The organism is Candidatus Goldiibacteriota bacterium HGW-Goldbacteria-1 (genome assembly GCA_002839855.1).
In the GTDB taxonomy this organism is placed as follows: Bacteria; Oederibacteriota; PGYV01; order PGYV01; family PGYV01; genus PGYV01.
The window spans coordinates 38,588-64,232 of record PGYV01000008.1 but is presented as its reverse complement, the minus strand read 5'-3'; the positions used below and the strand labels follow the sequence as shown (position 1 = coordinate 64,232).

At 40.1% G+C, this 25,645-nt stretch carries 14 protein-coding genes; all 14 read right to left on the bottom strand.

The annotated features are described in order from the left end of the window. Positions 1-4: 4 nt before the first annotated feature. Positions 5-1,348: a DNA repair protein RadA gene (locus CVV21_09540; GenBank protein PKL91034.1), complete on the bottom strand. Its 1,344-nt coding sequence runs from the start codon at positions 1,346-1,348 to the stop codon at positions 5-7. Between the two features lie 22 nt (positions 1,349-1,370). Then, positions 1,371-3,290 carry a threonine--tRNA ligase gene (locus CVV21_09535; protein ID PKL91033.1) on the bottom strand — a complete coding sequence of 640 codons (1,920 nt, stop codon included), beginning with the start codon at positions 3,288-3,290 and terminating at the stop codon, positions 1,371-1,373. Between the two features lie 134 nt (positions 3,291-3,424). Beyond that, positions 3,425-4,048, bottom strand: a complete 624-nt coding sequence (locus CVV21_09530) for a redox-sensing transcriptional repressor Rex (protein PKL91032.1) — start codon at positions 4,046-4,048, stop codon at positions 3,425-3,427. After that, the gene (locus CVV21_09525) at positions 4,045-5,520 is read right to left on the bottom strand and encodes a hypothetical protein (protein PKL91031.1); all 1,476 of its coding nucleotides are present in this window, start codon (positions 5,518-5,520) and stop codon (positions 4,045-4,047) included. The genes CVV21_09530 and CVV21_09525 overlap by 4 nt, the downstream gene beginning before the upstream one ends. Continuing rightward, the gene (gene ispH / locus CVV21_09520; protein ID PKL91030.1) at positions 5,507-6,397 is read right to left on the bottom strand and encodes a 4-hydroxy-3-methylbut-2-enyl diphosphate reductase; all 891 of its coding nucleotides are present in this window, start codon (positions 6,395-6,397) and stop codon (positions 5,507-5,509) included. Before ispH ends, CVV21_09525 begins: the two co-directional genes overlap by 14 nt. Positions 6,398-6,415: 18 nt before the next feature. Further along, the gene (locus CVV21_09515; protein ID PKL91029.1) at positions 6,416-7,087 is read right to left on the bottom strand and encodes a hypothetical protein; all 672 of its coding nucleotides are present in this window, start codon (positions 7,085-7,087) and stop codon (positions 6,416-6,418) included. Continuing rightward, positions 7,084-8,379, bottom strand: a complete 1,296-nt coding sequence (gene aroA / locus CVV21_09510; protein ID PKL91028.1) for a 3-phosphoshikimate 1-carboxyvinyltransferase — start codon at positions 8,377-8,379, stop codon at positions 7,084-7,086. Before aroA ends, CVV21_09515 begins: the two co-directional genes overlap by 4 nt. Further along, positions 8,376-9,221 carry a hypothetical protein gene (locus tag CVV21_09505; protein PKL91027.1) on the bottom strand — a complete coding sequence of 282 codons (846 nt, stop codon included), beginning with the start codon at positions 9,219-9,221 and terminating at the stop codon, positions 8,376-8,378. The genes aroA and CVV21_09505 overlap by 4 nt, the downstream gene beginning before the upstream one ends. A gap of 559 nt (positions 9,222-9,780) precedes the next feature. Further along, positions 9,781-10,797: a 3-deoxy-7-phosphoheptulonate synthase gene (aroF, locus tag CVV21_09500; GenBank protein PKL91026.1), complete on the bottom strand. Its 1,017-nt coding sequence runs from the start codon at positions 10,795-10,797 to the stop codon at positions 9,781-9,783. 26 nt (positions 10,798-10,823) lie between these two features. Continuing rightward, a complete protein-coding gene (locus tag CVV21_09495) occupies positions 10,824-11,888 on the bottom strand; it encodes a histidinol-phosphate transaminase (GenBank protein ID PKL91154.1) in 1,065 nt (354 codons plus the stop codon). A 362-nt stretch (positions 11,889-12,250) separates the two neighbouring features. After that, positions 12,251-12,910 (bottom strand): hypothetical protein, encoded by a 660-nt coding sequence (locus CVV21_09490; GenBank protein PKL91025.1) that lies wholly within the window; start codon positions 12,908-12,910, stop codon positions 12,251-12,253. Positions 12,911-12,965: 55 nt separating this feature from the next. Beyond that, a complete protein-coding gene (locus tag CVV21_09485; protein ID PKL91024.1) occupies positions 12,966-21,938 on the bottom strand; it encodes a hypothetical protein in 8,973 nt (2,990 codons plus the stop codon). Then, positions 21,877-22,776 carry a hypothetical protein gene (locus CVV21_09480; protein ID PKL91023.1) on the bottom strand — a complete coding sequence of 300 codons (900 nt, stop codon included), beginning with the start codon at positions 22,774-22,776 and terminating at the stop codon, positions 21,877-21,879. The genes CVV21_09485 and CVV21_09480 overlap by 62 nt, the downstream gene beginning before the upstream one ends. Then, a complete protein-coding gene (locus tag CVV21_09475; GenBank protein ID PKL91022.1) occupies positions 22,773-25,589 on the bottom strand; it encodes a hypothetical protein in 2,817 nt (938 codons plus the stop codon). The genes CVV21_09480 and CVV21_09475 overlap by 4 nt, the downstream gene beginning before the upstream one ends. Between the last annotated feature and the right edge of the window lie 56 nt (positions 25,590-25,645).

The following is a 25,645-nucleotide window of genomic DNA, read 5'->3' as shown; positions in this document are numbered from 1 at the left end:
TTTTTTAAAGTTTTGTAAGCGCGCTTACATTTCCAATCTTTATAATTTCCATCCTGCTTTTTCCCGCCTTTGAACGCTCCGGCACATAGGCTGTTTTAAAACCCATTCTTTCCGCCTCTGCCAGGCGCTGTTCCAGAAACCTAACCGGCCTTACTTCGCCGTCCAGCCCCAGTTCCCCAAGAAAAACCGACTTGGTGGAAACAGGCCTGCCCGTATGGCTGCTGTATATGGCGGCGGCGGCGCCTAAATCTGCCGCTGTTTCAACTATCTTTATGCCGCCGGCCACGTTTAAAAATATATCGCAGTTATCAAGTTTTAAATCAAGGTTCTTTTCAAGAATCGCCACTATAAGAAGAAACCTGTTGTAATCAATTCCCGTAACCGTCCTCTGCGGATTGCCGTAGCTTCTGCGCACGGTTAACGCCTGAATTTCCAGCAGAAGGGCGCGCGTGCCTTCCATTACGGTTACTATTCCGCTGCCTGTCTTTGTTTCTTTCATTTCATCCAGCAGTAATTTTGACGGGCTTTTTACCTCTTTAATGCCAGATGCCTGCATGTCAAATATCCCTATTTCATTGGTGGAGCCAAACCTGTTTTTTACCGCCCTTAACACCTTAAACTGGTAATACTTTTCCGCTTCAAGGTATAACACCGCGTCCACCATGTGTTCAAGCATCTTAGGCCCGGCTATTGTGCCTTCTTTTGTCACATGCCCTATTATTATCACCGGCACGTTTGTCTTTTTTGCGGCATACAAAAGCTGGGCGCAGCTTTCCCTTAACTGATTAACGCTTCCTGCCGCGCCTTCAATCTCTTCCTTATATACAGTCTGTATTGAATCCACCACCACAAGGGCGGGTTTGTCTTTTTCAATGATATCGGATATTTTTTCAACCGAAGTCTCTGACATTACCTTCAGCGATTCCGATTTAATTCCCGTCCTGTCAGCCCTCATCTTAATCTGCCTTAGGGATTCTTCTCCCGACACATACAGCACATTGCCGTAACGCGCGGCTATCCTGTCCGCAATATCCAGCGCGATTGTGGACTTGCCCACGCCGGGTTCACCGCCCATCAATACAAGCGAACCCTTTACAATACCGCCGCCGAACACCCTGTCTGCTTCTTCTATGCCGGTGGTTATGCGTTCTTCTTCGCCGGCTTTAATATCCTTAAGCGGGCTTGCCGCAGACGCACTTTCAAACTTTCTGTAATCTGCGCCGGCTTTGCCCTTAAATTCTGTTTCTTCCTGAAACGTGTTAAACTCATTGCAGGAAGGGCACTTTCCAAGCCATTTCGCCGACTGATACCCGCAGCTTGCGCAGGAAAATACCGTCTTTTTTTTCAACTTTAATCCTTTTACAGGTTAATTAAATTCCAAGTTCTTTATTCTTAATCTTAGCCGTGACCATTTCAATGAACTTTATAAAGTCCACGCCTTTTTCTTCTTCGCCCGTTCTTTTTCTTACCGATACGGTCCTGCTTTCCACTTCTTTGTCGCCAAGGATTAACATGTACGGCACTTTGTCCATTGTGGCTTTTCTAATCTTGGCTCCTATTTTTTCGCTGTCCAGGTCAAGGCCAACCCTGATATTGTTTTTCTTCAGCTCTGCTGCCAGTTCTTTCGCGTAATCATCGCAGCGCTCTGTAATGGTTAAAATCATTACCTGTTTTGGCGCAAGCCATACAGGGAACGCGCCTTTGTAATGCTCTATTAACACGCCAAAAAAACGTTCCAGCGAACCCATAAGCGCCCTGTGTATCATAATCGCCCTGTGTTCCTTGCCGTCCTTGCCTGTGTAATTGATGTTGAAACGTTCCGGCAGGTTAAAGTCCACCTGAATTGTGGAACACTGCCACGTTCTGTTAAGCGCGTCTTTTATTTTAATGTCTATCTTTGGCCCGTAAAAAGCGCCGCCGCCTTCATCTGTGCCGTACTTAAGCCCTGCAATTGAAAGCGCGGACTTTAAAGCGTCCTGCGCCTTTACCCACACTGAATCATCGCCTATATGGTCAGCAGGCATGGTGCTTAAATACACTTCAAATTCAGAGAAGCCGAATGTCCTTAAAATAAACATTACAAAATTCAGCGCTTCTATGATTTCTGATTCCAGCTGGTCTTCCCTGCAGAAAATATGCGCGTCGTCCTGTGTAAAGCCGCGGACCCTCATAAGCCCGTGCAATACGCCCGACTTTTCATACCTGTAAACAGTTCCAAGTTCCGCCCACCTTAAAGGAAGGTCACGGTAACTTTTCTTTCCGTTGTTGTACATCAGGATATGAAAAGGGCAGTTCATGGGTTTAAGCTGGTATTCCATTTTGTCAATGTTCATTGTGTCAAACATGCTGTCGCGGTAGAACCCGGTATGCCCCGAAGTATTCCACAAATCAATCTTTGCTATATGCGGGGAGAATATAAGGTCATAGCCGTTTTTTATGTGTTCGTTGCGCCAGAAATCTTCCATTTCTTTTCTTATAACGCCGCCCTTAGGGTGCCAGTAAATTAAGCCGGGCCCAAACTCTTCATGAGTTGAGAATAAATCAAGTTCTTTTCCAAGCTTTCTGTGGTCGCGCTGTTTTGCTTCTTCAACCGTGTGCAGGTACTGTTCCAGCATCTCTTTTGACGGGAATGAAATGCCGTATATCCTCTGAAGCATCTTGTTCTTTTCATCGCCGCGCCAGTAAGCGCCTGCCAGTTTTAAAAGTTTTACCGCTTTTATCTTTTTTGCAAGGCCTATATGAGGCCCGCGGCAAAGGTCTGTAAACCCTGCCGTGGTATAGGTGCTTACCGTGTCGTCATTAATACCTTCCATGATTTCTATTTTATAGGTTTCGCCCATGTCAGAAAACATCTTTATGGCGTCTTTCTTTGATATTTCCTGCCTTGAAAATCCCGCGTTTTCTTTTATTACTTTCATCATCTCTTCTTCAATTTTCACAAGATCATCATCGCCAAAATTCTTTTCCCTGTCAAAATCATAATAGAACCCTTCGTCTATGGAAGGCCCTATTGTCACCTTTGTATCGGGATAAAGCCTTTTAACAGCCGCCGCCATGATATGGGAAGTGCTGTGCCAGAATGCCTGTTTTCCTTCCGCGTCTTCAAAAGTAAATGCCTTTAATTCACCGCCTTCATTTAACGGCGTGCCAAGGTCAATAAATTTTCCGTTTATTGAAGCCACAAGAAAAGCGGACGTCTCTGTTTCTGCTTCTTTTAATATTTCTATGGCCCTTTTGCCCTGTTCTGCCTGGTACTCTTTGCCTTTATAATTTACCGTTATCATGCCCATGTCAGTCTCCTTTTGCTTTGCCTTTCAATTATAAAATAAATTGTTTTTAAAAAAGCTCTTGTAGGGACAGCGCTTGAATGCGGGCTTTGCCACGGCATTCACGCATGTCCGTTTAAAAACATAACCAATAAAACCTATTTGTTTGTTAAAAAAAACATCAGCTGTTCAAGTTCCAGCGCAAGGTCCACGTTTCTTATTATTATGTCTTCATCGCTTACCAGATGCTTACCCGCGAAATTAAGCACGCCCTTAATGGGGGTCTTTTTAAGTTTGGTGAAAATATCCGGTATAACAGCAGCCGGGGTGGTGATTATTAAAATTTCTATCTTCTCTTTTTTTATCACTTTTTCCATGTCTTCAGAACCATATATTTTTACCCCGTCTAATTCCCAGCCCACTTTATCCGGGTCCACGTCAAATCCCGCCACCACTTTAAAACCCCTTGCTTCAAAACCGCGGTACATTAAAAGCGCGCTGCCAAGGTTTCCCGTGCCGACCACGGCAACCCTTACGCCTTTATGCGTGCCCAGTATCTTAGAAATATTCTCTTTTAACTGTTCAACGTGATAGCCAAAACCCCTGCGGCCAAACTTGCCAAAATAAGCAAGGTCTTTTCTTACCTGCGCGGGATTAAGCCCTATCTGCTTTGCCACCTGTTCCGAAGACACGTATTCCACGCTGCCTGCCGACAGTTCCGAAAAACATTTAAGGTATAGAGAAAGCCTGTTTACCGTGGGAAGCGGTATTTTTTTTATCATTTTGTCTCACCTTTTTTATCTTTATCAAGGTCTACCAGGTCGTTCATTTTAAAAGAATGCTCGTGCGACTTCATATAATCATCAAGCTGTTTTTTCTCTTCGGTCATCTCTATATCGCGGCCGGCAAGCGTCACCTTTTTTAGTTCTTTGTCCACTTTAATTATCTTGGCCTTTACCACATCGCCTTTTTTGCAGGTAATCTTGGCGCTGTTCTTTACCGGCATCCTGCCGTTAATGCCTTCTATTACCTCGCAGATTACACACCCTTCTTCAATTGATAAAACCTTTACATCCACAATGGTTCCTTCCTTATAAACATTGGCAAAAGACGTCCACGGAGACTGCGTCAGCGCCTTTAACCCAAGCACTATCCTGTTCTTTACTTTATCAACAGCCAGTATCTTAAACTCTTTTTTGTCGCCAACTTTAATCACTTCGGAAATTTTCCCGAAGCCCTGCCATGATATGTCATCCATCCCCACAAAGGCGTCCACATTTTCTTCCATCTCTATCTTAATCCCTTCGCCTTCAATTATCTCCGCCACTGTGCCAAACACCCTTGCATCCACCGGATAACGTTCTTCCATGTCAAACCAGGGATTGCCTTCAAGCCTTTTTATGCTTAAAAATACTTTATTTTTATCCTTATCAATATTTATTATCTGCGCTTCAAATTCCTGACCCTGCGAATAAACATCAGCCGGGTTGTTTATCTTTCTAAAATAGGAAAGTTCCTGTTTCTGTATGAAACCGCTAAGTTCGGGGCTAAGCTCAACTTCAAGCCCTTCGTCGGTTATATTTTTTACTTTCACATTTAACCTGTCGCCATGCTTATATCCCGCGGCAAAAGACGGTTCCTGCACCTGCTGTACAGGCGCGCTTGCTGCCGGTTCCGCGGCTGCCGGTTGTTCCTGTTTTACAGCGGCTGTTTCCTGCTGTTTTTCAGGCGCCTTGATATCCTCCGCGGGTTTTTTAATCTGATTACCTGATGCTTCTTTATAGGATACCACCACGTTTCTTTTTTCTTCATCCAGCTGAATTACCTTTAAAGGAATTAACTTATTAAGTATTTCTTCAGCCGGAACCCTGGCATGTGATAAGGGCAGAAAAGCCGTCACATTCGCCCCAAAATCAATAATAAATCCGCCTTTAACCGCTTTGACCACTTTACCGTCAAGCGGTGTAGCCTTCTGAAAAGAATCCTTCACTTTGGAAAACACGGCTTTCTTTTCCGCGATAATCCTGGACAAAAGCACAACACCTTCGCCGTTATCCATCCGCTTTACAAGAACCTCTATTTCGTCCCCTTCATTAATCCCTTCATAATAGCTGTATCTTGATGTTTCTTCTTTGGGGACAATACCCTCTGATTTGTATCCAATATCAACAAAAAGGTCGCCGTCGCTCTTCTTTATTACTTTACCTTTTACGACCTTTCCTTCCCTTATATTCCTGATCTCATTTTCCATCATGCTGCTCCATGTATTTTATTTTATTTATTATCTCTTTTATGGCGCTTTCCGGCGTTGAAGCCCCGGCGCTTATTCCAATCCTGGTTTTCCCTTTCAGCCACTCTTTTTTTATTTCCGCCGCCGTTTCCACGTGGCGCACTTCCTTTAATATACCGCGCGAAAGTTCATAAAGCCTTTTTGTATTGGCGCTGTTCTTGCCGCCCACTATTATCATAAGGTCGGACTTTTTCGCAAGCTGCATTGTCGCTTCCTGCCTTTTCTGGGTGGCATCACATATTGTGTTAAACACCCTTACTTCAGCGTACCTTCCAACAAGCACTTTTTTCATCACCGCAGCCGCAATTTCCATAAATTTTTCGGCGCTCTGCGTGGTCTGGCATACAACGCCAACCCTGCTTTCAAGGTGCGCTTTCATCACATCCGCGGCGGTGTTTAAAACTATGCCTTTATCACCCGCGTATCCTGAAATACCTTTAACTTCGTAATGTTCTTTATCGCCAACTATTATAATCTGATAACCTTCATCTTTAAGCCTTTCCACGGCTTTATGAATCTTCTTAACGTAAGGGCATGTGGTGTCAAGCACGTCTGCCGCTTTTGCCCTTAACTGCGTTTCTTCTGCCGGCGTTATTCCGTGCGTGCTTATTATGGCACAGCCGCCTTTTTTTATTCCGTCAACGGATTCCACATGCCTGGCTCCCGCTTTTTCAAGCCTTGCCGATTCCTGCGGGTTGTGAATTATCTGCCTTAAAGAATACACGCCCTTATCGGTATTTTTATCCGCGTATTCAAAAGCCAGTTTCATGGCCCTTTGAACTCCGAAACAAAACCCGGAACCCTGCGCTATTGTTACCGTAAACTTTTTCTTCTTTGCCATTATTAAGCCCGCTTATTATTAATTAATTTTATCGCCCTGATTTTTTAAATAGTCCGCTTTCATCTCTCTTAGCCTGTTTATAACCCTTGCCGTAATTTCCTCGTAAACTTCCCTGCCTTCGGGCTTTTCAAACAAATCATCAAATGACATCACATCGCCGTAAACGATGGTGATAGGCGTAAATAATTTCGGTTTGCCGCCTTTTGGCCACGCTTCAAACGCCCCGTGAATATATACAGGAAGCACCTTTCCTTTGGTCTGATAAACCAGCATACCCGTACCCGGTTTGCCGTCCTGAATTTCCCCGGTTAGCGTCCTTGTGCCTTCCGGAAAAAACATTACAGCCCACCCTGCCTTTACAAGTTCTATAAATTTATCCCACGCTCCCCGGTCTACCCTTCCCCTTTTTACGGGAAAAGCCCCAAGGTTTCCTATTATACAGCCAAAAATCTTATTTTTAAAAAGCGTATCACGCGCCATAAACCTGCAATTCCTTTTAAAACCAAGCGCGCCGGCGGTCGGCGGGTCAAAATAACTTGAATGGTTTGGCATTACAATTAATCCGCCTTTTTTGGGAACCTTATTTGTATTAACAAATTTTATTTTATGAAAAATAACAAAATAAACCCACATCAGCCGCCTTAAAAAACGGAACACTATAAAGTATGTTATCTTCCATGGTTCTTTCATTTCTTTTTCCCCTTAAGGCTTTTTATCAGCGTAAAGAATTCCGGAAAAGAAGTATTGATGCAGTCAATGTCTTTTATAAGCAGCCCGTTTTCGCTTACAAGGGCTGCCACTGTAAACGCCATGGCTATCCTGTGGTCTCCGTATGAATCAATTGAAGCGTAAGTAAAAGGTTTGCCTTCGTTTCCGTAAACCGCAAAGCCGTCTTCGTATTCTTCTGTTTTTATGCCAAGCCTGTCCAGGTTGGTAAGGACAGTTTTTATCCTGTCTGTTTCTTTAACCCTAAGTTCCTTTGCCCCGCGGATTATTGTCTTTCCTTTGGCTGCCGCCGCAAGGACCGCAATTACGGGAATTTCATCGATAAGGCGCGGAATAATTGCGCCTTTTATAACAGTACCTTTTAAAGCCGACGTGGAAACGGTTATATCCCCGGTTTCTTCGCCGTTCTGATTTTTTAAATTGGTAAGTTTTATTTTCGCGCCCATTTTTTTCATAATATCAATAATGCCGGTCCTTGATTTATTAAGACCGACATTGACAATTGTAATTGAACTTTTTTTCATAAGGGCGCCCGCCGCCATAAAATACGCGGCCGAACTTATGTCTGCCGGAACAACAACTTTTTTTCCTTTAAGCCTTGCCCCGGATTTTAATACAACTGTATTTCCTTTAACCGATATGTCCGCGCCAAAATACTTAAGCATGCGTTCCGTATGGTCACGCGAACGTTCCGGTTCTGTTATTACCGTATCGCCCGACGCGTAAAGGCCGGCCAGTAAAACCGATGATTTTACCTGCGCGCTTGCCATGGGCATTTTATATTTTATCGCCCTTAAAGCGCCGCCCTGAACCGTAACCGGCGCAAAACCATGATTGCTTGAAAGCGAAGCACCCATAAGCTGAAGCGGTTCAATTACACGTTTCATGGGCCTTTTTACTATCTGCGCGTCGCCCGTTATTCTGCTTACAAAGGGCTGTGCCGCTAAAACGCCAAGTATAAGCCTCATTCCCGTTCCGGAATTTCCCACATAAAGCACGTCAGAAGTCTGACGCAGGGAAGCAAGCCCCCTGCCGTGAATATAGACAGTGCCGTTTTCTTTTTTTATCTGCACACCTAATTTCTTAAAAATTCTGACAGTGTTTATTGTGTCTTCAGCTTCAAGAAAACTTGTCACCGTTGTAAGGCCTTCAGCAAGAGCGCCTATTATTACAGCCCTGTGTGAAATTGATTTATCACCCTGCACTGAAAGTTTTTTCTTTACGCCGGATACCGGCACAATCTGTATTTTTTTCATTTGTCCAGAGACTCCCTTAAAAGCCTTGCGGTTTTTATATAGCCCGCCAGCTTGCCGGCTTTTAACATTTTTTCTGCCTGTTCCAGTTCTTTTCTGAATCTTTCCGTCTGTTTTAATACCTGCGCCTTATTCGCGTAAAGGATTCCCGCCCAGACGTCTTCATCAGACGCGCCTATCCTTGTCATGCTTTTAAAACCCGAACCTATTATATTGCTGCTGTTTTTTATGCAGCCCTTCTGTGATATCAACAGCGCGAACGCCGCAAGGTGCGGCATATGGCTTATTCCCGCCACTGCATCATCGTGCTGCTGCGGCGTCATAAAGACCGTGTGCATACCGACGGACTTCCACAGTGCTGTTACTTTTTTCACGCCCTTGCTGTCCTTATTGCCTGTTACGATACAATTGCCCGCGTTAAACAGGTTAAAGATACTGTTTTTTACCCCTGTTTTTTCGGAACCCACCATAGGATGTGAACCGATAAAGTTATCCCGGTACCCTTTTAACGCGCAGATATCATCCGTTATTTCTTTTTTAACGCTTCCCATATCAGTTACTATAGTTTCTTTTGTAAGCCCTGCTTCAAGCAGCTTCTTATACATCTGCGCTATTTTGTCCGCCACCACGCTTATAACAATTAAATCAGCGCCTTTAACGGCTTCTTCTAAATTATCAGTAACCATTGTAGCGGCGTTAAGTTTCTTGGCTTCATTAAGTTTGGTAATATTTCTGCCCGCCCCGCATACTTCTTTTGCAATACGGTTTTTAAGCAAAGCCATGCCCAGGCTTCCGCCCATCATTCCCATCCCGACTATGGTAACTTTTTTAAACATTGTTTTCATATTAACTCCTGTAAATTCAGATGCTTGGACGCTTGGAGGGTTAGATGCTTAGTAAAACCCGCCAAACATTAAACACATATCTTTACCGCTTCTGCTATATCCTCTTGTTGCTTAATTAATATCCAAGTCGTTATTCTTTTCGGTTTGGTAGCCGCACCCTTTAGGGTGCGTTGTTTATATTTTTCATTTCAACTACCGCGGGCTAAAGACCCGCGTCTACCAGAACCGTTCTTATAATTCGCTCTTGCTATCTCTTTATTAGATTTAGCCTTGGTAGCCGCACCCTTTAGGGTGCGTTGTTTATATTTTTTTAAAATCAAAATCAACACCAACTGTCCCGCCTACTTTCGCTCATACATTCGCTTCATTGCCGGGATTTCCGCTCACAGGCTCGCTACAACCGCACCTTAAAAGGTGCGCCTACCAGTACCAGACCTATCCGCCTATCCGCCTATCCGCCTATCCGCCTATCCGCCTATCCGCCTATCCGCCTATCCGCCTAGCTGCCTAGCTGCCTAGCTGCCTAGCTGCCTAGCTGCCTAGCTGCCTAGCTGCGCCTTTAAAGCGTCCTTCCAATCGCCTTTGCCACTTTTCTTGCGTCGTCAACAAGCTTCTTGTATTCTAAAGGCAATAATGACTGGTCGCCGTCTGATAGTGCTGTTTCCGGCTTGGGATGAACTTCAATTAAAACACCGTCCGCGCCTGCCGCAACTGATGCCAATGCCATCGGATAAATAAGCGGCTTTTTGCCTGTGCCGTGTGAAGGGTCAGATACCACGGGAAGATGGCTTAACGACTTAACAAGCGGTATTGCGGATAAGTCAAGGGTGTTTCTTGTTTCGGTTTCAAAAGTCCTTATCCCGCGTTCGCATAAAATTACGTTCATGTTGCCGTTGGCAAGGATGTATTCCGCGGACATAAGCCACTCTTTAACCGTGGACATAAGCCCTCTTTTTAAAAGCACCGGTTTGTTCATTTTGCCCACTTCTTTTAAAAGTTCAAAGTTCTGCATATTACGCGCGCCTATCTGAAAACAGTCCGCGTATTTATTTACAAGTTCCACATGCCTTGTATCAAGCACTTCTGTTACAACCGGCATTTTGTATAGTTCCCTTGCTTCCGCAAGTATCTTTAAACCCTCTTCAGCCATTCCCTGAAAAGCGTAAGGAGATGTCCTTGGTTTAAAAGCGCCGCCCCTTAACACGTTGGCGCCCGCTGCTTTCACGGCTTTGGCTGTGGCTAAAAGCTGCTCCCTGCTTTCAACGGAACACGGCCCTGCTATCATGGCAATATGATTTCCGCCTATTTTCACTCCCAATCCAAGGTCTATAATTGAAGGCTCTTTTCTGAAATCCTTGCTGGCAAGCTTATACGGTTTTAATACTGTCATTACTTTTTCCACGCCCGGGAAAGCTTCCACAGGAACAGTTGACAGCACCCTTTCATCGCCTATCACGGCAATTATTGTGCGTTCTTTTCCCTTTGATACCTGCGCGCGCAGTTTAAAACCCGCAATCTTTTTAACAATGTGGTTTATCTGCGCCTTAGTTGTTTTTGGTTTTAATACAATAATCATATTTCTGTTCCTCCTGGTTTTGTTTTTTACTTTATATCGTTTAAGGCTTTAATAAGCCTTTTATTCTCTTTCATTGTACCTATGGTAATCCTTCCAAAATTATCAAACACCGTCCTGATAATTACGCCTTTTTTCTGAAGTTCTTCAAAATATATCCTGGCATTTTTATCAAACATTACAAAAATAAAGTTTGCCTGCGTGGGGACAAATTTTATCCCCAGTTTTTTAAGCTCCGCGTAAAGATAAGCGCGCCCTTCTTTATTTGTTTTAAGCGTGGCGGACAGATGTGCTTTATCACCTAAGGCCGCAAGCGCGCCTGCCTGCGCAAGGGAGTTGATGTTAAAAGGCGGCCTTATCCTTTCTATTATAGAAACAATATCCGCATCCGCAATACCGTAACCGGCGCGGACTCCCGCAAGCCCGTAAATCTTTGAAAAAGTCCTTAACACGATAAGGTTGGGATACTTTGAAAGGTACTTAATGCCGTCCGGAAAATCTTTGGCGTCCACATATTCAAAATACGCCTCGTCAAGGACAACTATAACGTTCTTGGGGACTGCCTGCATTAACTTTTCAAATTCCGCTTTTGATATTATTGTCCCCGTAGGATTGTTAGGATTGCATATAAAAATAAGTTTTGTCTTAGGCGACAGCCTTGAAATAAAACCGTCTATATTGTGGCTGAAATTATCCTGCGGTATCTGTATTATAGTGCCGCCGGCTATGTTCGCGGCTATAGAATACACCACAAAAGAAACAGCCGAAAACATTACTTCATCGCCCGGCGAGACAAATGCTTCCGCAATAATCTGAAGCAGTTCATTGCTGCCATTGCCGAAAAACAAGGTTTCGGGCTTTACCCTAAGGCGTTTTGCCAGCGCTTTTCTTAATTCAAAGGCGCCGCTTTCCGGATATATATTAAGCGTGTTCAATGCCTTTGCCATTGCTTTAACCGCCGCTTTGGAAGGCCCAAGCGGATTTTCATTGGATGCAAGTTTAATTACATCCTTTAAGCCAAGCTCCCTTTGTACAACCGCCGCGGGTTTCCCCGGAACATACGGTTTAATCTGCATTACGCTTTTCTTTGCCACTTCATCAAATCTGCCCATAATAATCACCCTTTTAAGAATAATGTAATAACAGCCATCAAAAATAATATATATGCTTGTGAAATGATTTCACAAGCAAAACTGCTTGTATAATAAGGCAAAAAGCCTTGTGAAACGATTTCACAAGGCTCTTTATTATACAATTTGGGATTTTTTATTACAAGGATAAAAACTTGATTTTAAGCATGAAAAACCTTAACGAAAACTTGCCCTAACATGTATCAGTGGGCGGAATTTACAGTTAAACACACTCTATTAATCAAAACACAAACCCGTATTTTAAGTCCATTACTTTATCCTGAATGCTTTCAATAAGGTCTTTTGCGCTTCCAAGGTATGATAATTTAAAAATTTATATTTTCATATTTTAGCACATTAATCATTGTCCCGTTGTTGGTATAAAACTTTTCTGTCATTTCAACAGGAACATTTATGGCTTTTATTTTTTCTGTCTTATCCACAATAAGTTCATAATATTTCTTTCCGTCCATGGCAAAGAATTTCATCATTTCAACATCATTTCCATTTACTGTTATTCTTATCTGCGGATATTCCGTTTCCTGCCCTTTCTTTATCGCAATAACTTCTTCTTTGCCCTGTTTAATCCTTTCGTCTTTGTCAAAAAGCGCAAAATCAAAGTTTTCAAAGTATTCCTGCATCCCAAAAAGACATTTGGGATACAGATACTTTTGTTCCTGCGCGGCAGGTATTAAGTCTGCTCCGGCTGTATCCTGCCCGGGCAGTTCTGTTTTAGTCGTATAATCCAGTTTTTTTATTATCTTTTGGTATGGTTTTATTACAGTCACTTTTTTAGCTTCCAACGCTTCCACTTTCACACTGCCGTTTTTTTCATTCTTAATTTCAGTAACCGCTATGGCTTCAACATTCTGTATCTGCGTCATGCTTTCAAATGCTTTCGCCATGACGTTTTCTGCTTTCTTATCTGCATAAACAGAAACAGAAAAGATTATTACCCCAATAATTATCATGCTGATTTTTTTCATTTATTACCTCTGTTTTTATAGTATTCACAAACTTTTTTTATAACAAACATCTTCACTACAGCGGGCTGTCCTCTGGTTCCTGTCCCCAAACAAGCTGCCCATCATAATAAACAGTTAAATGGTAATTTGCCGTATATGCCGAGGAATTTAAGAAACTATAGTCATTAATTTGGTTATACGAGCTCCATGTATCTGTATGAAACTGCGCATTGATTTCAAGATAATCCTGTGCGCCATTTCCCAGACTGCCCGCCTGCGTCCCAAACGATACCAACAGATATCTGTCCTGCTGTAAAGGATAACTGCCGCTTATTATTGTACACGTTGTATCACCTTCAATGTGAGTTCCGCTTCTTAATACAGAATTGACATAAGACGTTTCTGTTCCCGTCCCTTCAAACCTATACCAGTACTTTACCTGTATCTTATTGATATCTATTGCATTAGGGCTGTTATTTATTATCATAAACTGCGGCAGCGGAGAATTTGTATTGTCATTAATATCCGCAGCCCTGTAAGTGACATTCAGGTTCAGGCATACCGTTGCCGTGACTGTCGGGCTTGCCGTGTGGGTCTGCGTTATTGAAGGTGTTGCCGTCTCTGTGGGAGTCTGTGTATAAGTAACTGTAATAGTGCACGTTCCTGTCATAGAAGGCGTTGCAGTCTCTGTAGCCGTACCGGTGGGCGTACCTGTCATTGTACACGTTCCTGTAGGCGTTCCGGTATTTGTGCCGGTAATGGTTATTGTAGGCGTTGCTGTCGGCACCGCAGAAGCATTCAACTTAAGATAATATTCATATATATCTTCATCATTGCCGTATTTTTCCACTTTTATGTAATATGTTCCGGGCTCAAGCACTGTGGCAATCATTGAATATCTTCCGGTCCCGTTATCATCATCAAAAGCTATCAGGTTTATTTCTTCCCCCGAAATTTCCTGATACAGCCACATTGCGGTATCTGAACTTAAATTGCCGCTTGTTTCAATTACAACATTGGAATCAGCTGTAAGCGTAAACTTTGCAATATCCGAATCGCCGGCAGGCGCGATACTTCTTACCTGCGTTTCCTGCGGCTGTATCGTTTTAGCGCTGCTATAGCTGTTATCCGGTTCATAACTGTCAAGCACCGCCGTTGAAGTCACAGTTGCCGTACCTGTTACTGTAGGCGTCTGTGTAATGCTTGGAGTTGCACTTTCAGTATTTGTGTTTGTTACAGTTGCTGTCGGCGTTTCAGTACAGAACGGAGTATCCACAGCGGTTTCTGTTATGGTAGCCGTGTTTGTTTCAGTAGAAGTCTCTGTTACGGTTTCCGTCATTGTCTGCGTGGCTGTCAATGTGGATGTCGGTGTTTCTGTGACTATTGGAGTTTCTGTACGCGTCTCTGTTATTGTATATGTTGCCGTCGGTGTTGTTTGTATTATTTGCACCCTGTCAACCCATCCGCAATCTTCTCCGTAATTTACGCTTCCGTCTTTTATGTATTCCCACTTAAGCGTGTGCGGGCCTGCGGAAATTTCGCAGACTTCCTCTTTCCAATTTACATTTCCGCTTATACTGTGAATTACCGTATCATCAACACTGAATACCAAATAATCATAAGCGGATTCAGAAGAAACTTTCCACATGAAGGTAACTTTAGCATAACCCGTAACTTCTGTCTGCATGACAGATCTCTGCTGATGAGTTATTATGCCGCTTTTCGCGCTGTCACCGTCATAATTATATTCCTGTGTATCTTTAAACCAGCCGGCATGGCCGCCTGTAAATATTTCCAGATTTGAATTATCAACCGCTTCTGACAGTCCTTCATACGGCGTTGCCGTCTCTGTTACAGTAGCAGTAGGGGTTGCAGTCACAAAAGGCGTATCAGTTACCGTTTCAGTTACTGTCTGCGTATTTGTTTCGGTCGCGGTTTCAGTTGTAGTTTCTGTAACCGTTGCCGTGGACGTTTCAGTATCTGTTTCTGTTACGCTTGGCGTAATAGTTTCTGTTGGGGTATCGGTACCTGTAGGTGAAACAGTAAATGTCGGAGTCTCTGTTAAAACAGGGGTATCGGTGGATGTCGGTGATATTGTATTTGTAAGCGTTGAGCTTGCGTAAATTGTTTCTGTCACTGTAGGCGTTGCGCTGAATGTTGCGGTTATTGTCGCCGTAGGCGGCAAGCACGGTTCTTTTCCCGTGTTGATGTCATATCCAGATGAGTTGGACCATTCTGTCACCAGAATATCATTTTCGTACAACGCAAAATGCGTGTCATCGGCATATATATTTGATGTACCAAGCCTGGAATAATCGTCACAACCGGAATCAAAAGGATCATGCCATGTATTTAAATATAGTTTACCGTCAAGGCTGTTGGCGTACCCGCCGTTTGCCGGAAGATTATAATCCGTGGTAAATATTAAAACGGCGGTTTTGGATGCATATCTGCCTGATTCTATTGAACATTCAGGCGACGGAGATGAGTTATTAACGCTTACATAACCGCTTACATTGGCTATCCAGTTGCCCGAAGCATCCTTTAATTCACCGCCATAAAAGCCATTTTGTTCGACATTTCTGGTATCTTTAAACCACATTTTCACCTTAAGCGTATTAATGTTAACAGCCACACTGTCATTATTGACTATCTTAAAATCAAAATGCGCTTCTTTGCTTGTGCTTCCATTCGCGCTGCAGTCATTATCAGCCTGCGCGTTTGCCACTTTTAAGTCCAGTTTATGTGTACCGGTTGTGGGATACGGCGTAGGCGTAATTGTGGGTGTCACTGTAGGAGTTATAGTCGCGGTACCGTATATAACTTGCATTTCATTTGAAATATTGCTTTCGCGTTCATATTCATCAACCGATGTGATAAGGAAGTAATACAATGCGCCGGATTCAAGATCTGAAACTTCGTAAGAAGTTGAGGTTACAGGTTCTGCGTTTATCTGCTGATATGGGCTGGCAGCCTTATAAATATTATAACTTACAGCGCCCGGCACTTCGTTCCATGTTAAAACCAGCTGACTTCCAACAATAGAAACCCACGCAGTTATAGGCGCGTTAACTGCCGTAGGAAGCGGAGAAATACCCGTTCCATTGCCTAATCCTATTATCTGCCGGTTATTGTCAAAATAAACTCTGCTGTTTCCCGTTATTATTGCGGCCTTTTTGTTGCCTACACAATCCATCTTCATTTTAACCGCACCCAAAGATGTAAACTTATACATGTTTGTTTCATTTCCGATATATATGTCATTGTTCTTATCAAGTATCATATCGGAATAATAAATATCATCAGTACCAAGGTATGTCCCTGTTGTTCCTATTGCCACAGGGTTTGACGTTCCCGCCGAATAGAACATAACGGTATTTTTTGCATTATACTTTGCAAGATAATACAATCCACGGGCGCTTGCTTTATTCCCTATAGCACCCAGCGGATATCTGCTGCTGCCCGAATATATTAAGCCCGTATCAATAAATTTGCTGATTGCGCTTAAAGCCGTATTTATAACCACATAATATATTTTATTGCTGTTATCAATTACACGCACATAAAGGGAATTGCCGGATAAATTCTGGTCATCAATAAGAATTTCTGAATTTTCATATTCAAAAGTTTTTCCCGTCTGCTCTATTGAAACTTCGCTAATTTTATCGCCCGCGGAATTATATTTCACAACCTTTATTCCGCTCTGACTTAAACATCCTGATACACTGACAGGTTCCGTAAAATATACATTTCCTTCGCCATCTATTGCCGCATTATTACCGGTCATCCGCTGGCACAATGCCCTTCCCGCGCTCCATATAGGCGTTGCCGATGTAACATTGTCACTTATTTTTCTTATTCCGTTGCTTCTTGAATACGCATACAGCACACCATCCCCCGGCTGCATATGGTCAGAGAACCAGTCATTGCTTATGTTCCATCTGTTTTCGCCGGAAATAGCATCCATTGCGTGTAAACCGGCATAGGATGTAAGCCCTGTTGTGGGTGACGGATACGGGTCAAAAACTGAATAATACAGGTTTCCATTCTCTGAAAGGCCTATTCCGGAATTCGTGCCGTTTCTTGTAATAACATAATCCATTTCCCCGGCTGCGCTTATTCTGAATATATAATTCTGCTGTTCATCCGTTGTATGAAAATATATATTTCCTGATTTATCCGCAACAATGTCGCCGATATTGTCAGGAGCATAGAAATTAAGCGCAACATTAACTCCGGTAACCGCAGTGGGCGCGGCCGGCGCATAACCCGCATAATTACTTTTAAACGTATGTTTTGTGTCATGCCCGTATTGAGCCCATGCAACATTTGCCGGTGTTGCTGTATATGTTGGTGTAAACGTCTGCGTGAATATGACAGAAGGCGTAGAAGTCGGGGTATATAAATAACCTATATTCACGGGTAGTGCCTGTGACGCTTCGCTTTCATTACCAAATCTGTCAAAAGCGGTAATTTTGTAAGTATAGTCGCCTTTTACCGTCATAAAACGATAATCTGAAAATTCTGTTGTGTTCTTATCAGTTGTGCCCACATAAATAAAATCTTCATTGTCATATTTTCTGTATATGTTGTATCCGTTTATTTCGCTGCCTGTATTTAACACAGCTTGCCAGACTAAATGAACATATCCGGTGGGCTGAGGAGTGCTATAAACAGTAACACCGGGCGTTAATGGCGGTGTAACAGTCACCATTACCCTGTCCCTTTCCAGTATCTGCCCGTATTCTGCAGCTATAAAATCTTTTGCGTTATTACCTTCTATATTTGTGCTGTATACATCAAGGTCTCCGGGAAGTTCTGACCTGCTCCAGCCTGTACCGTTATACTGCAAAACAGCCGATGATTCAGCCTCTGTAACACCTGAATTCATACGCCTTATCAGGGCATATCCATCCGTGGATGAACGGAACGCAAAATCAGCAATTCTGCTGTAGCCAGAACTTAAATTTTCATATGAACTAAGATGAGGCTCTATATACTGAAAATTCCATTTTTCCCCGTTCCATTTTGAAATACCATAACCTAATTTTTGTGGAGTTCCACTTCTTAAAAAATCAGTAGAACAGAATAAATTATAAACTGAACCGTTTTTTTCAGGATAAACCCTGCTGTATAAATCAAAATTCGAAGAATAAGAACCGGCATAAGGGGCAATATAATAAACTATATTAGTAGAAGGCCGGGCCGGAAACGCGTTAAAAGAACCATTATCAAGCACTCCCTTTGTTGTCCAGCCATATGTGTCACTTTTCATTTTTAAAATACCGCTTGCTGTCGCGGAATCAACACCGTCAAATATCGCAAAACCCAACGCCCCAAGATTTTTTGCGGCAGCTTTGCCATTCATGGAATTTAGCGATAACCACAAAGATTCACCCGGCGTACGGATATCTTTTATTATGTTTTTTGAAGTTCCGGGCATTATAATTCTGCTTGAAGGTGATATTAGCCTCCATACACTTCCATCATATTCCCAAACATTATCCCTTAAATTAATATCAGCAGCGTAAGCCTTACCATTTGACGCCACATCAAACATATACGGCATGCCGGTTGCGCTTGCAGATAAACTGTCAAATACGACATCTGTTATATCCGTGGTATATGGATGCGGGATATTGGCATTTTCCCACATTCCTGAATACTCGCTATACTTCATGAAATAAATATTACCCGCAAAAAATTTATCGTGTATGGATTTTGTTCCGTTAAAAGTTTCCGCTATTTGATTTGTTCCCCTGTAAGTAAAGTTCCACATCGGATATAAGTCCGTGCCCGCGCTTTTCCACGAAGAGCCCTTGGGAGTTCCAAAACCTTCATTGGAATAATACGTTTCACCTTTTATTACTCCATCATTACCATAGACTGCGCTTACCGCATAAAAATATTGTTTATTTGGGTCTAACGGTTTATCTGCGCCGGTATCTGTATAGTTTAACGAGTTGCCGGGTAAATATTTTAATTTTTCATAACCGGCATTTTTAAGCCCTGCATTATTGTCATATTCTCCCCTGTAAACATTGTAACCAATAATTTGATAATCTTCGCCATTTTCCCCCGGCTTCCATGAAAGCATTATGCTATTTGGTCTTGAAACAACTTCCAATCCAACCGGCCTTTTGACAGGTATATATTCTTTACCAATTGTGCTCTTTAACAGTATTGCCGGCTCAAAAATTTTACTAATTTCCATGTTAAATTCTGCCGCTACAGCGCCGCCAATCCAAAGGGTATTTTTGTCAGCAACAACAAAAGTATAATTTCCGGTAAAATCAGGCCACGGAATTGTTTCATCCCAGATTTTTGTATTATGATTCCACTGAAAAAGCCTTCCTCCCCCTGCGGCTATCCATCCTGTATCTTTATCCTTCATATAAATACAATTCATCGTAACATTGCTTGGCCATACCTTGGAATAAGAAAAATCCCAGACAGCACCGTCATAAAATCCAATAATACCGCTCTGACCCAGAACCCATCCCGAACCGTCAGAAAAAAAATGACAATCAGTAAGTATGGAATTATAGGCTGTATCCGGATTTATTTGCGTCCAATTAACCAAATCATTTACAGCGTTATTTCTATATATTTTTTTATCTGTTGATAAAACATAATACAATCCGTTTTCACCGATTTTAATTTTGGTTAACTGCGTACCAAACGAATGTAGCGGGGAACTTACATTATAGTTTTCATCAACGCCATATATGTTACCGTCAGTACCTACAATAAAAGCTTTATATGGATACACGGCGTCGTAAATATTAAGAGCCGCATCCATTGAGAATTGGTCATCATGAAGATGCCCATTATTAGTTTTCATTATTTCCGTATACTTAGAATAGTTTTTTACCGTCCCCCTTTTATCCCAATAACTCAAAGGACCAAAAACATACTTGTCCAAACCAACTACAAAACGGGATTTAGGAACACAAATATCATAATCAAAGAATCCATCATCGCCCGGATCAACGCCTGACCTGTAACCAATAATATTTTCGGGTAGAATCTTAGCCTCATCAAGTGCTATAAATTCAAATTCTTTTCCATTATATCTCATTACATCGTCATACAAATTATAGGGATAAACATCCTTTAATTTTACGTTTTTATTTTCCCTATTATCTTTAAATTTATTAATATTCCCGCCACGAAACCAAATTTCCGTATCACTTACCTTATAAACCCCATCCGCCCAGAAATTATTAATTTTTTCCCATCCGATATGAATCGGTTTTTCATATTGATATTCCACGCCAATATTGTCAACATTATCTATCGCACGACATTTCAAATACACTATATTATTTATCCCATAACTTCCATCCGTATCCCGCAAACTAAATTTAGCTTCTTTTTTCGAAACGTTTCTCCATTCACTCCAATTTGTACCACTTCCCACACAATACTGATACTGTTTAATTCCAGAACCATTATTCGTTATGTACCCTCTCGTATTAGAAAAATTGTCCTCGTCAATAGCTTGTATTCCAAATCTGGCGTCCGAACGAATAAAAATATAGCCGTTTCTTTCATCTACCGCTTCCCTATCAAATATATATATGTTTTTAACAACAGGCGGAATATCATCATAAATAATTTTAAAACTTAATATTTCATTATTAGACATGTTAGGAAAAATACTATCTTCTATATTCACACTGCAAGAATATAAACCCTCAGGATACTTTACCCCCTCTTGGTCAAAAGGTAAAACACTCATCGTATAATTATTAGAAGTTACGAAACCAAAACTTTCACTTTTCTTTATTTGAGGTGGTTGAATAAATAACGAAGAAAAAAAATTAACAACTCCTGACGTTAAATCTCCTAATCGATACGTTTTTATTGTTAAAACACCACCCGGAGTTGTAACATCAAAATTAATTTTCGAATCATTGCTATAATACTCACTACCGTTTGTTTTTGACCAAATAGTATTAAAAGAAAGAAATGCGTTTTTTATTGTAGCACCAATCTTATATATGTGCCCTTGCATTTCGCCCGCAATAATTATTCTATTTGTTTTTTTACAGACAGCTACCGATTTCGCAGTCGTATATTGAAACGATTCGGAAATACCAGTAAGATTATTTCCCAAAACATATACCATTCCCTTCGAAGACACTATCGCATATACGTTACCATAATTATCGACATCCAATTTGTTATATCCTTTATTTAAAACATTACCTGCCCCGTCAACACCTTGAGTTTCACCAAGATAGTTAAAATTAGCATCATACTTTACAATCCTGTTATTACCATTATCACAAACAAAAATATTACCATTCCTATCGACAGCAACATCGCTAATAAATTTAAATTTAAAATTTCCTTTTCCTTTTCCCTCACCAAAAGAATACCACGTAGAATTATCTTTATTATATTTCTGAATTCTAAAATTATTTACATCTGTTACATAAATATTTCCATCGTAATCATAACAAACACCCCACGGTCTATCAAAAGCACCTAAATTTATTCCAGTACTGCCATAAATTGCAGTTTGTTCCAATTTTATTCCAACTTTATTGTCACTCTCATCTCTCTTAATCGATATTGTAAATTCTAATAGTCTATCATTATACGTATCTGTAACAATAAGTTTATCCGTGGCATCACACGCCATACCTTGCGGAAATACCATTTTAACATTAGTTACATCAAATTTAAATTTATCATCTTTATCATTGAATGAACTCCAAATAACATAACCCGTTCTATCCAAAGCAAAAGCGGTGGGTATTGATGACGTTTCATTACCTGTAGCGTCATCCAAAGGATCTCCATTTACTTTAACCACAGCAACATCTTGTATACCATTAAAAAGAATATTTTTAAATTCTTTTATGCATTTTAAATTATCTATATATAATTCTTTACCGTCATATTTCATTCTTTGCATTTCCGCGAATGCAAATGAATTCATTAAAAAAATACCAATAATAAGTAAAAATACTATTTTAATAAACTTTTTCATACTTTTCCTCTGAAATTTCATTAATCTTTTTTTGAATTTTGTCATATTTAATTTTTTTCATCCTGTATTCAAGTCCTTTTTTAACACGCACCATGATTTCATCATTTGTATCATAACCCATAAAAGTACTTATAGGTTCTTCTGATTCTATTGTAAAATAGTCTACAATTGTATTTGTCTTTGACGACCAAATCTTAATTTTATTCATCCCAAATTTCTTTATAATAAGTTTAATCTCATCATCTTTTTTTATATAAACAAACGAATCTATTTCATCAGTGTTTTTTTGCAGTTTAATAGTTTTAATTAAACCACCTTCATCAAAAACATATGCATTTACATCACCTTGAACAAGTAGATACATTTTTTTTTGATCTACTAATACAAATTTAATTGAATCCTTTTCCGTTAACCCGCCTTTTGAACTCTTCTGTACCCTCTTCAGCTTGCTAACATCAATACTATAATCTACATTCGCTTCATATACACGACGAAAATCCGTTCCATTAAACTTGTAAATAGTCACAAAAAAACCAGCCAAATAATCACGTTCTTCGTGGACCCTGTACAAGTTACCACAATAAATAACACTTTTTTTATCACTTGGTCCTATCACATTTATATATTCAACAACACCATCAGTTTCTTGTCCATTTAGTTCAGCAATATCCCTTTCAATAATCTTTTCTACATTGTTTTTATCTAAATATTTTATTTGAGCTTTATCATGAACAGAAACAGGTTGAACTATTGATTCTATTACACTATCTTGATTTAAATCTTCCCTGATGATTACCTGATTATCTTGACTCGAAATAGTTTTATTTGCAATCAGATTACAAGTTAACACAAACATAAATAACAACATATATATTTTCTTCAATTTGCAATCCTCCCAAAATATGTATTTTTAAAAGTCGTATCATCAGAATTTGAAAGATAATAACCATAATAACCATTATAACTTATGCTTGTATCGCCCAAATATCTGGTCTCATTAATAAAAATCGCATTTAAGTAACTCCTCAACTCTTGCAATTTACTTAGCTTTATCGTATATGTCCTTGTACCTACCACTTTTGAAACAGTCGTTTTATTGGCATTTGTCATTTTAGTAATTGCCGCTTCAACCACCTTTTCCACATCGTTACTATATTTCGATGACGCGAATTCCGCAGGAGTATCAATACCTAAATACTTGAAAATACTGAATCCATTCGTTACAACATAACCCATTCCAGTATTATAAAAAGCTGCTGCTAATTTAATTCTTTTAAAACTATCTAGATTATATGTACTACTTGGAAAAGAATAATACGTGTCATCAATCATCTGTGCTAAAAACCTTGCCGTAAAACCAAGATTAATTTGTGATTGATATACTTTCTCTCCAACTGGTTCTTCTAAATAATCTTTCGTTTTCCCTCTGTCATCCGTAATAGCCACATCAGTAAGCTGCCCATACCCTCTTGCTTTAGTAGCCGAAAATGTGATTTCCCCACAACTTCTCATATGAATAAAATACGATTCTTTTTGAATAATCGCTTTTAAAAAAGCAGCAAACATATTAACTTCAATACTTTCAGGCCTAATCGAAAAATCTGCACTTAATGAATCAATTAAATCAAATAAACTATCTCGAAAAGCCATTCCATCATATTCGGGATCAAACGGAGTTATGTTATCATAAATCTTAGCTTCTTCCATTAACACTTCCAGAAATGCAGAATTAACAACATACTTTCTATAATAATCAGTAACCAATTGAGGAGAAAGCGGACCTAAATTATGATACATATGTAAAATATCATCCGTTACATTTGAATATTCCCCAAACGCAAGATCACGCTTAATAATTCTACGATACTGTATGTACTTTTCAACAGCAGAATTCAAATCATTTCCCCATAATCCATCTTGTTTAATTCTAGTATAATCAAAAACACCTTCACCAATATAATTTCTATAACTAGTCAAAACAATATTAAGCATTCTTTGCAGCTGTTGAACCGCAATTGAATATGATGTCGTAGTATATCCCAAATACATAAATGAATTAACCGTCACTTCCTCAGCATTTTCCGAATTAAATAGCACTAGAGAATTATCATCTTTGTAATATATTTTTTTTATTCTTGAAGGATAGTAAAGATCAGTTCCTAGAAAATTACTTTTAAAACCACCCATATATTTCGACTGATGTTGTGGACCCGGATAAGGATTTCTAAATACGTCCGAATTATCTACAGGAGTACACTCAACCGCAAAAGAACTTTTCTCCGTTTTGAATTCAACATTAAACTCATTATTATTGAAAACACCTATGCGGCAGGGGGTATCTTCAATACTTTGAATCGGCAAACCATTAACAAATACTACTAATTCATATTCCCATGGTTTTACTATAACGCCTTCATTATTTTTAAAATCCCATGTCCAAATATTTTCACCAATGGCTTTGCTTAAATCAGTTTTTTCAAGAACTACCGTTTCCCCGCTCTTTATTTGTACCTTCACCTCGCTTGCAGCATTGTACAACATATAATGAACTTTAACAAAATCATTCGCGTTTTCTGGAAAATATTCAACATAAAAATAATCACTATCTGTAATAGTTACTGTCATTGTAGCATTCGCTAATGCAGTTTCTGTCGCCTGTACAACCTCTGTTTGAGTTGCTCTCATAGATTCAAAAACTTCTTGAATCATCGTTTCTGTTGCATTTAAATATGTTTGCTCCGATTGCTCTGCAATTGCAGTTTTTGTGGCATTTATTTCACCTTGTATATATTCATCAGAATCAAAAGTCGGGGTAGGTGTATAAGATAATCGGGCGGTCGCAGTTTGGGTATCACGAACTGAAACCATTGTGTTATATGCAGATACGGTCATAACATAAACAGCTGTAAGTGTAGGATTTGGTGTTGAATATATCAAAGGAGAACAATAAGGTAATTTCGCCGGTTCAATACAATCACTTACATTCTTCTTTAAAGTAATCATTTGCTCAATGTATTTATAATCTCTTTTATGCGCTTTCCAAGATATGCATTGCCAATTTAACAGACCCAAATATTGACACTTATAGATTTGAGACAATCTATCTTGTCGTTCTATAGCAAATCGAATATAAACTGTCAGCTCATCTTTATCATCAAATTTCCAGGCTGGATCAATTGGTATTTTTAACGCACGACTCCAAGCGAAATTATTCGATTCCGGTGGATCGCTCATTTTAAACGGCATTGCAATATCAAAATCTTTATAAACAGTAGTTGTGGGATTCCAACCACCAGGTTCGTTGACTGGTTTAATAAATATCCTTAATTTACCAATCCTATCAGGAAACGTTGAATTCATGTTTTCTTCTCTATAAGAATCCGAAAAATAATTTGTCTCTCTATTGCATTCAATACAACTCTGATTTTCCGTATTCCCTGGTAGATCAACCTGAATACCACAATCTAATTTAATATCAGTATCATTCTCCAATAATAATTTTTCACCACAAAAGCCTGATCCAGTGAAGATATTATAAGAAACAGAAATATACCCATCAGACCTACATATACCATTATCTTCAAAGTTCCATAATTCTTGACCAAAAGGATAATCTGGAGGCACACCCTGAGTATCAAAACACCCACCTAAAATCAAAGGAATAAAAATAATATATAGAAATAATTTTAGTTTCATCACCCTAAACCCTTCATTTTTTAGTTTCAAAAAACATTAAATTATGATAACATATT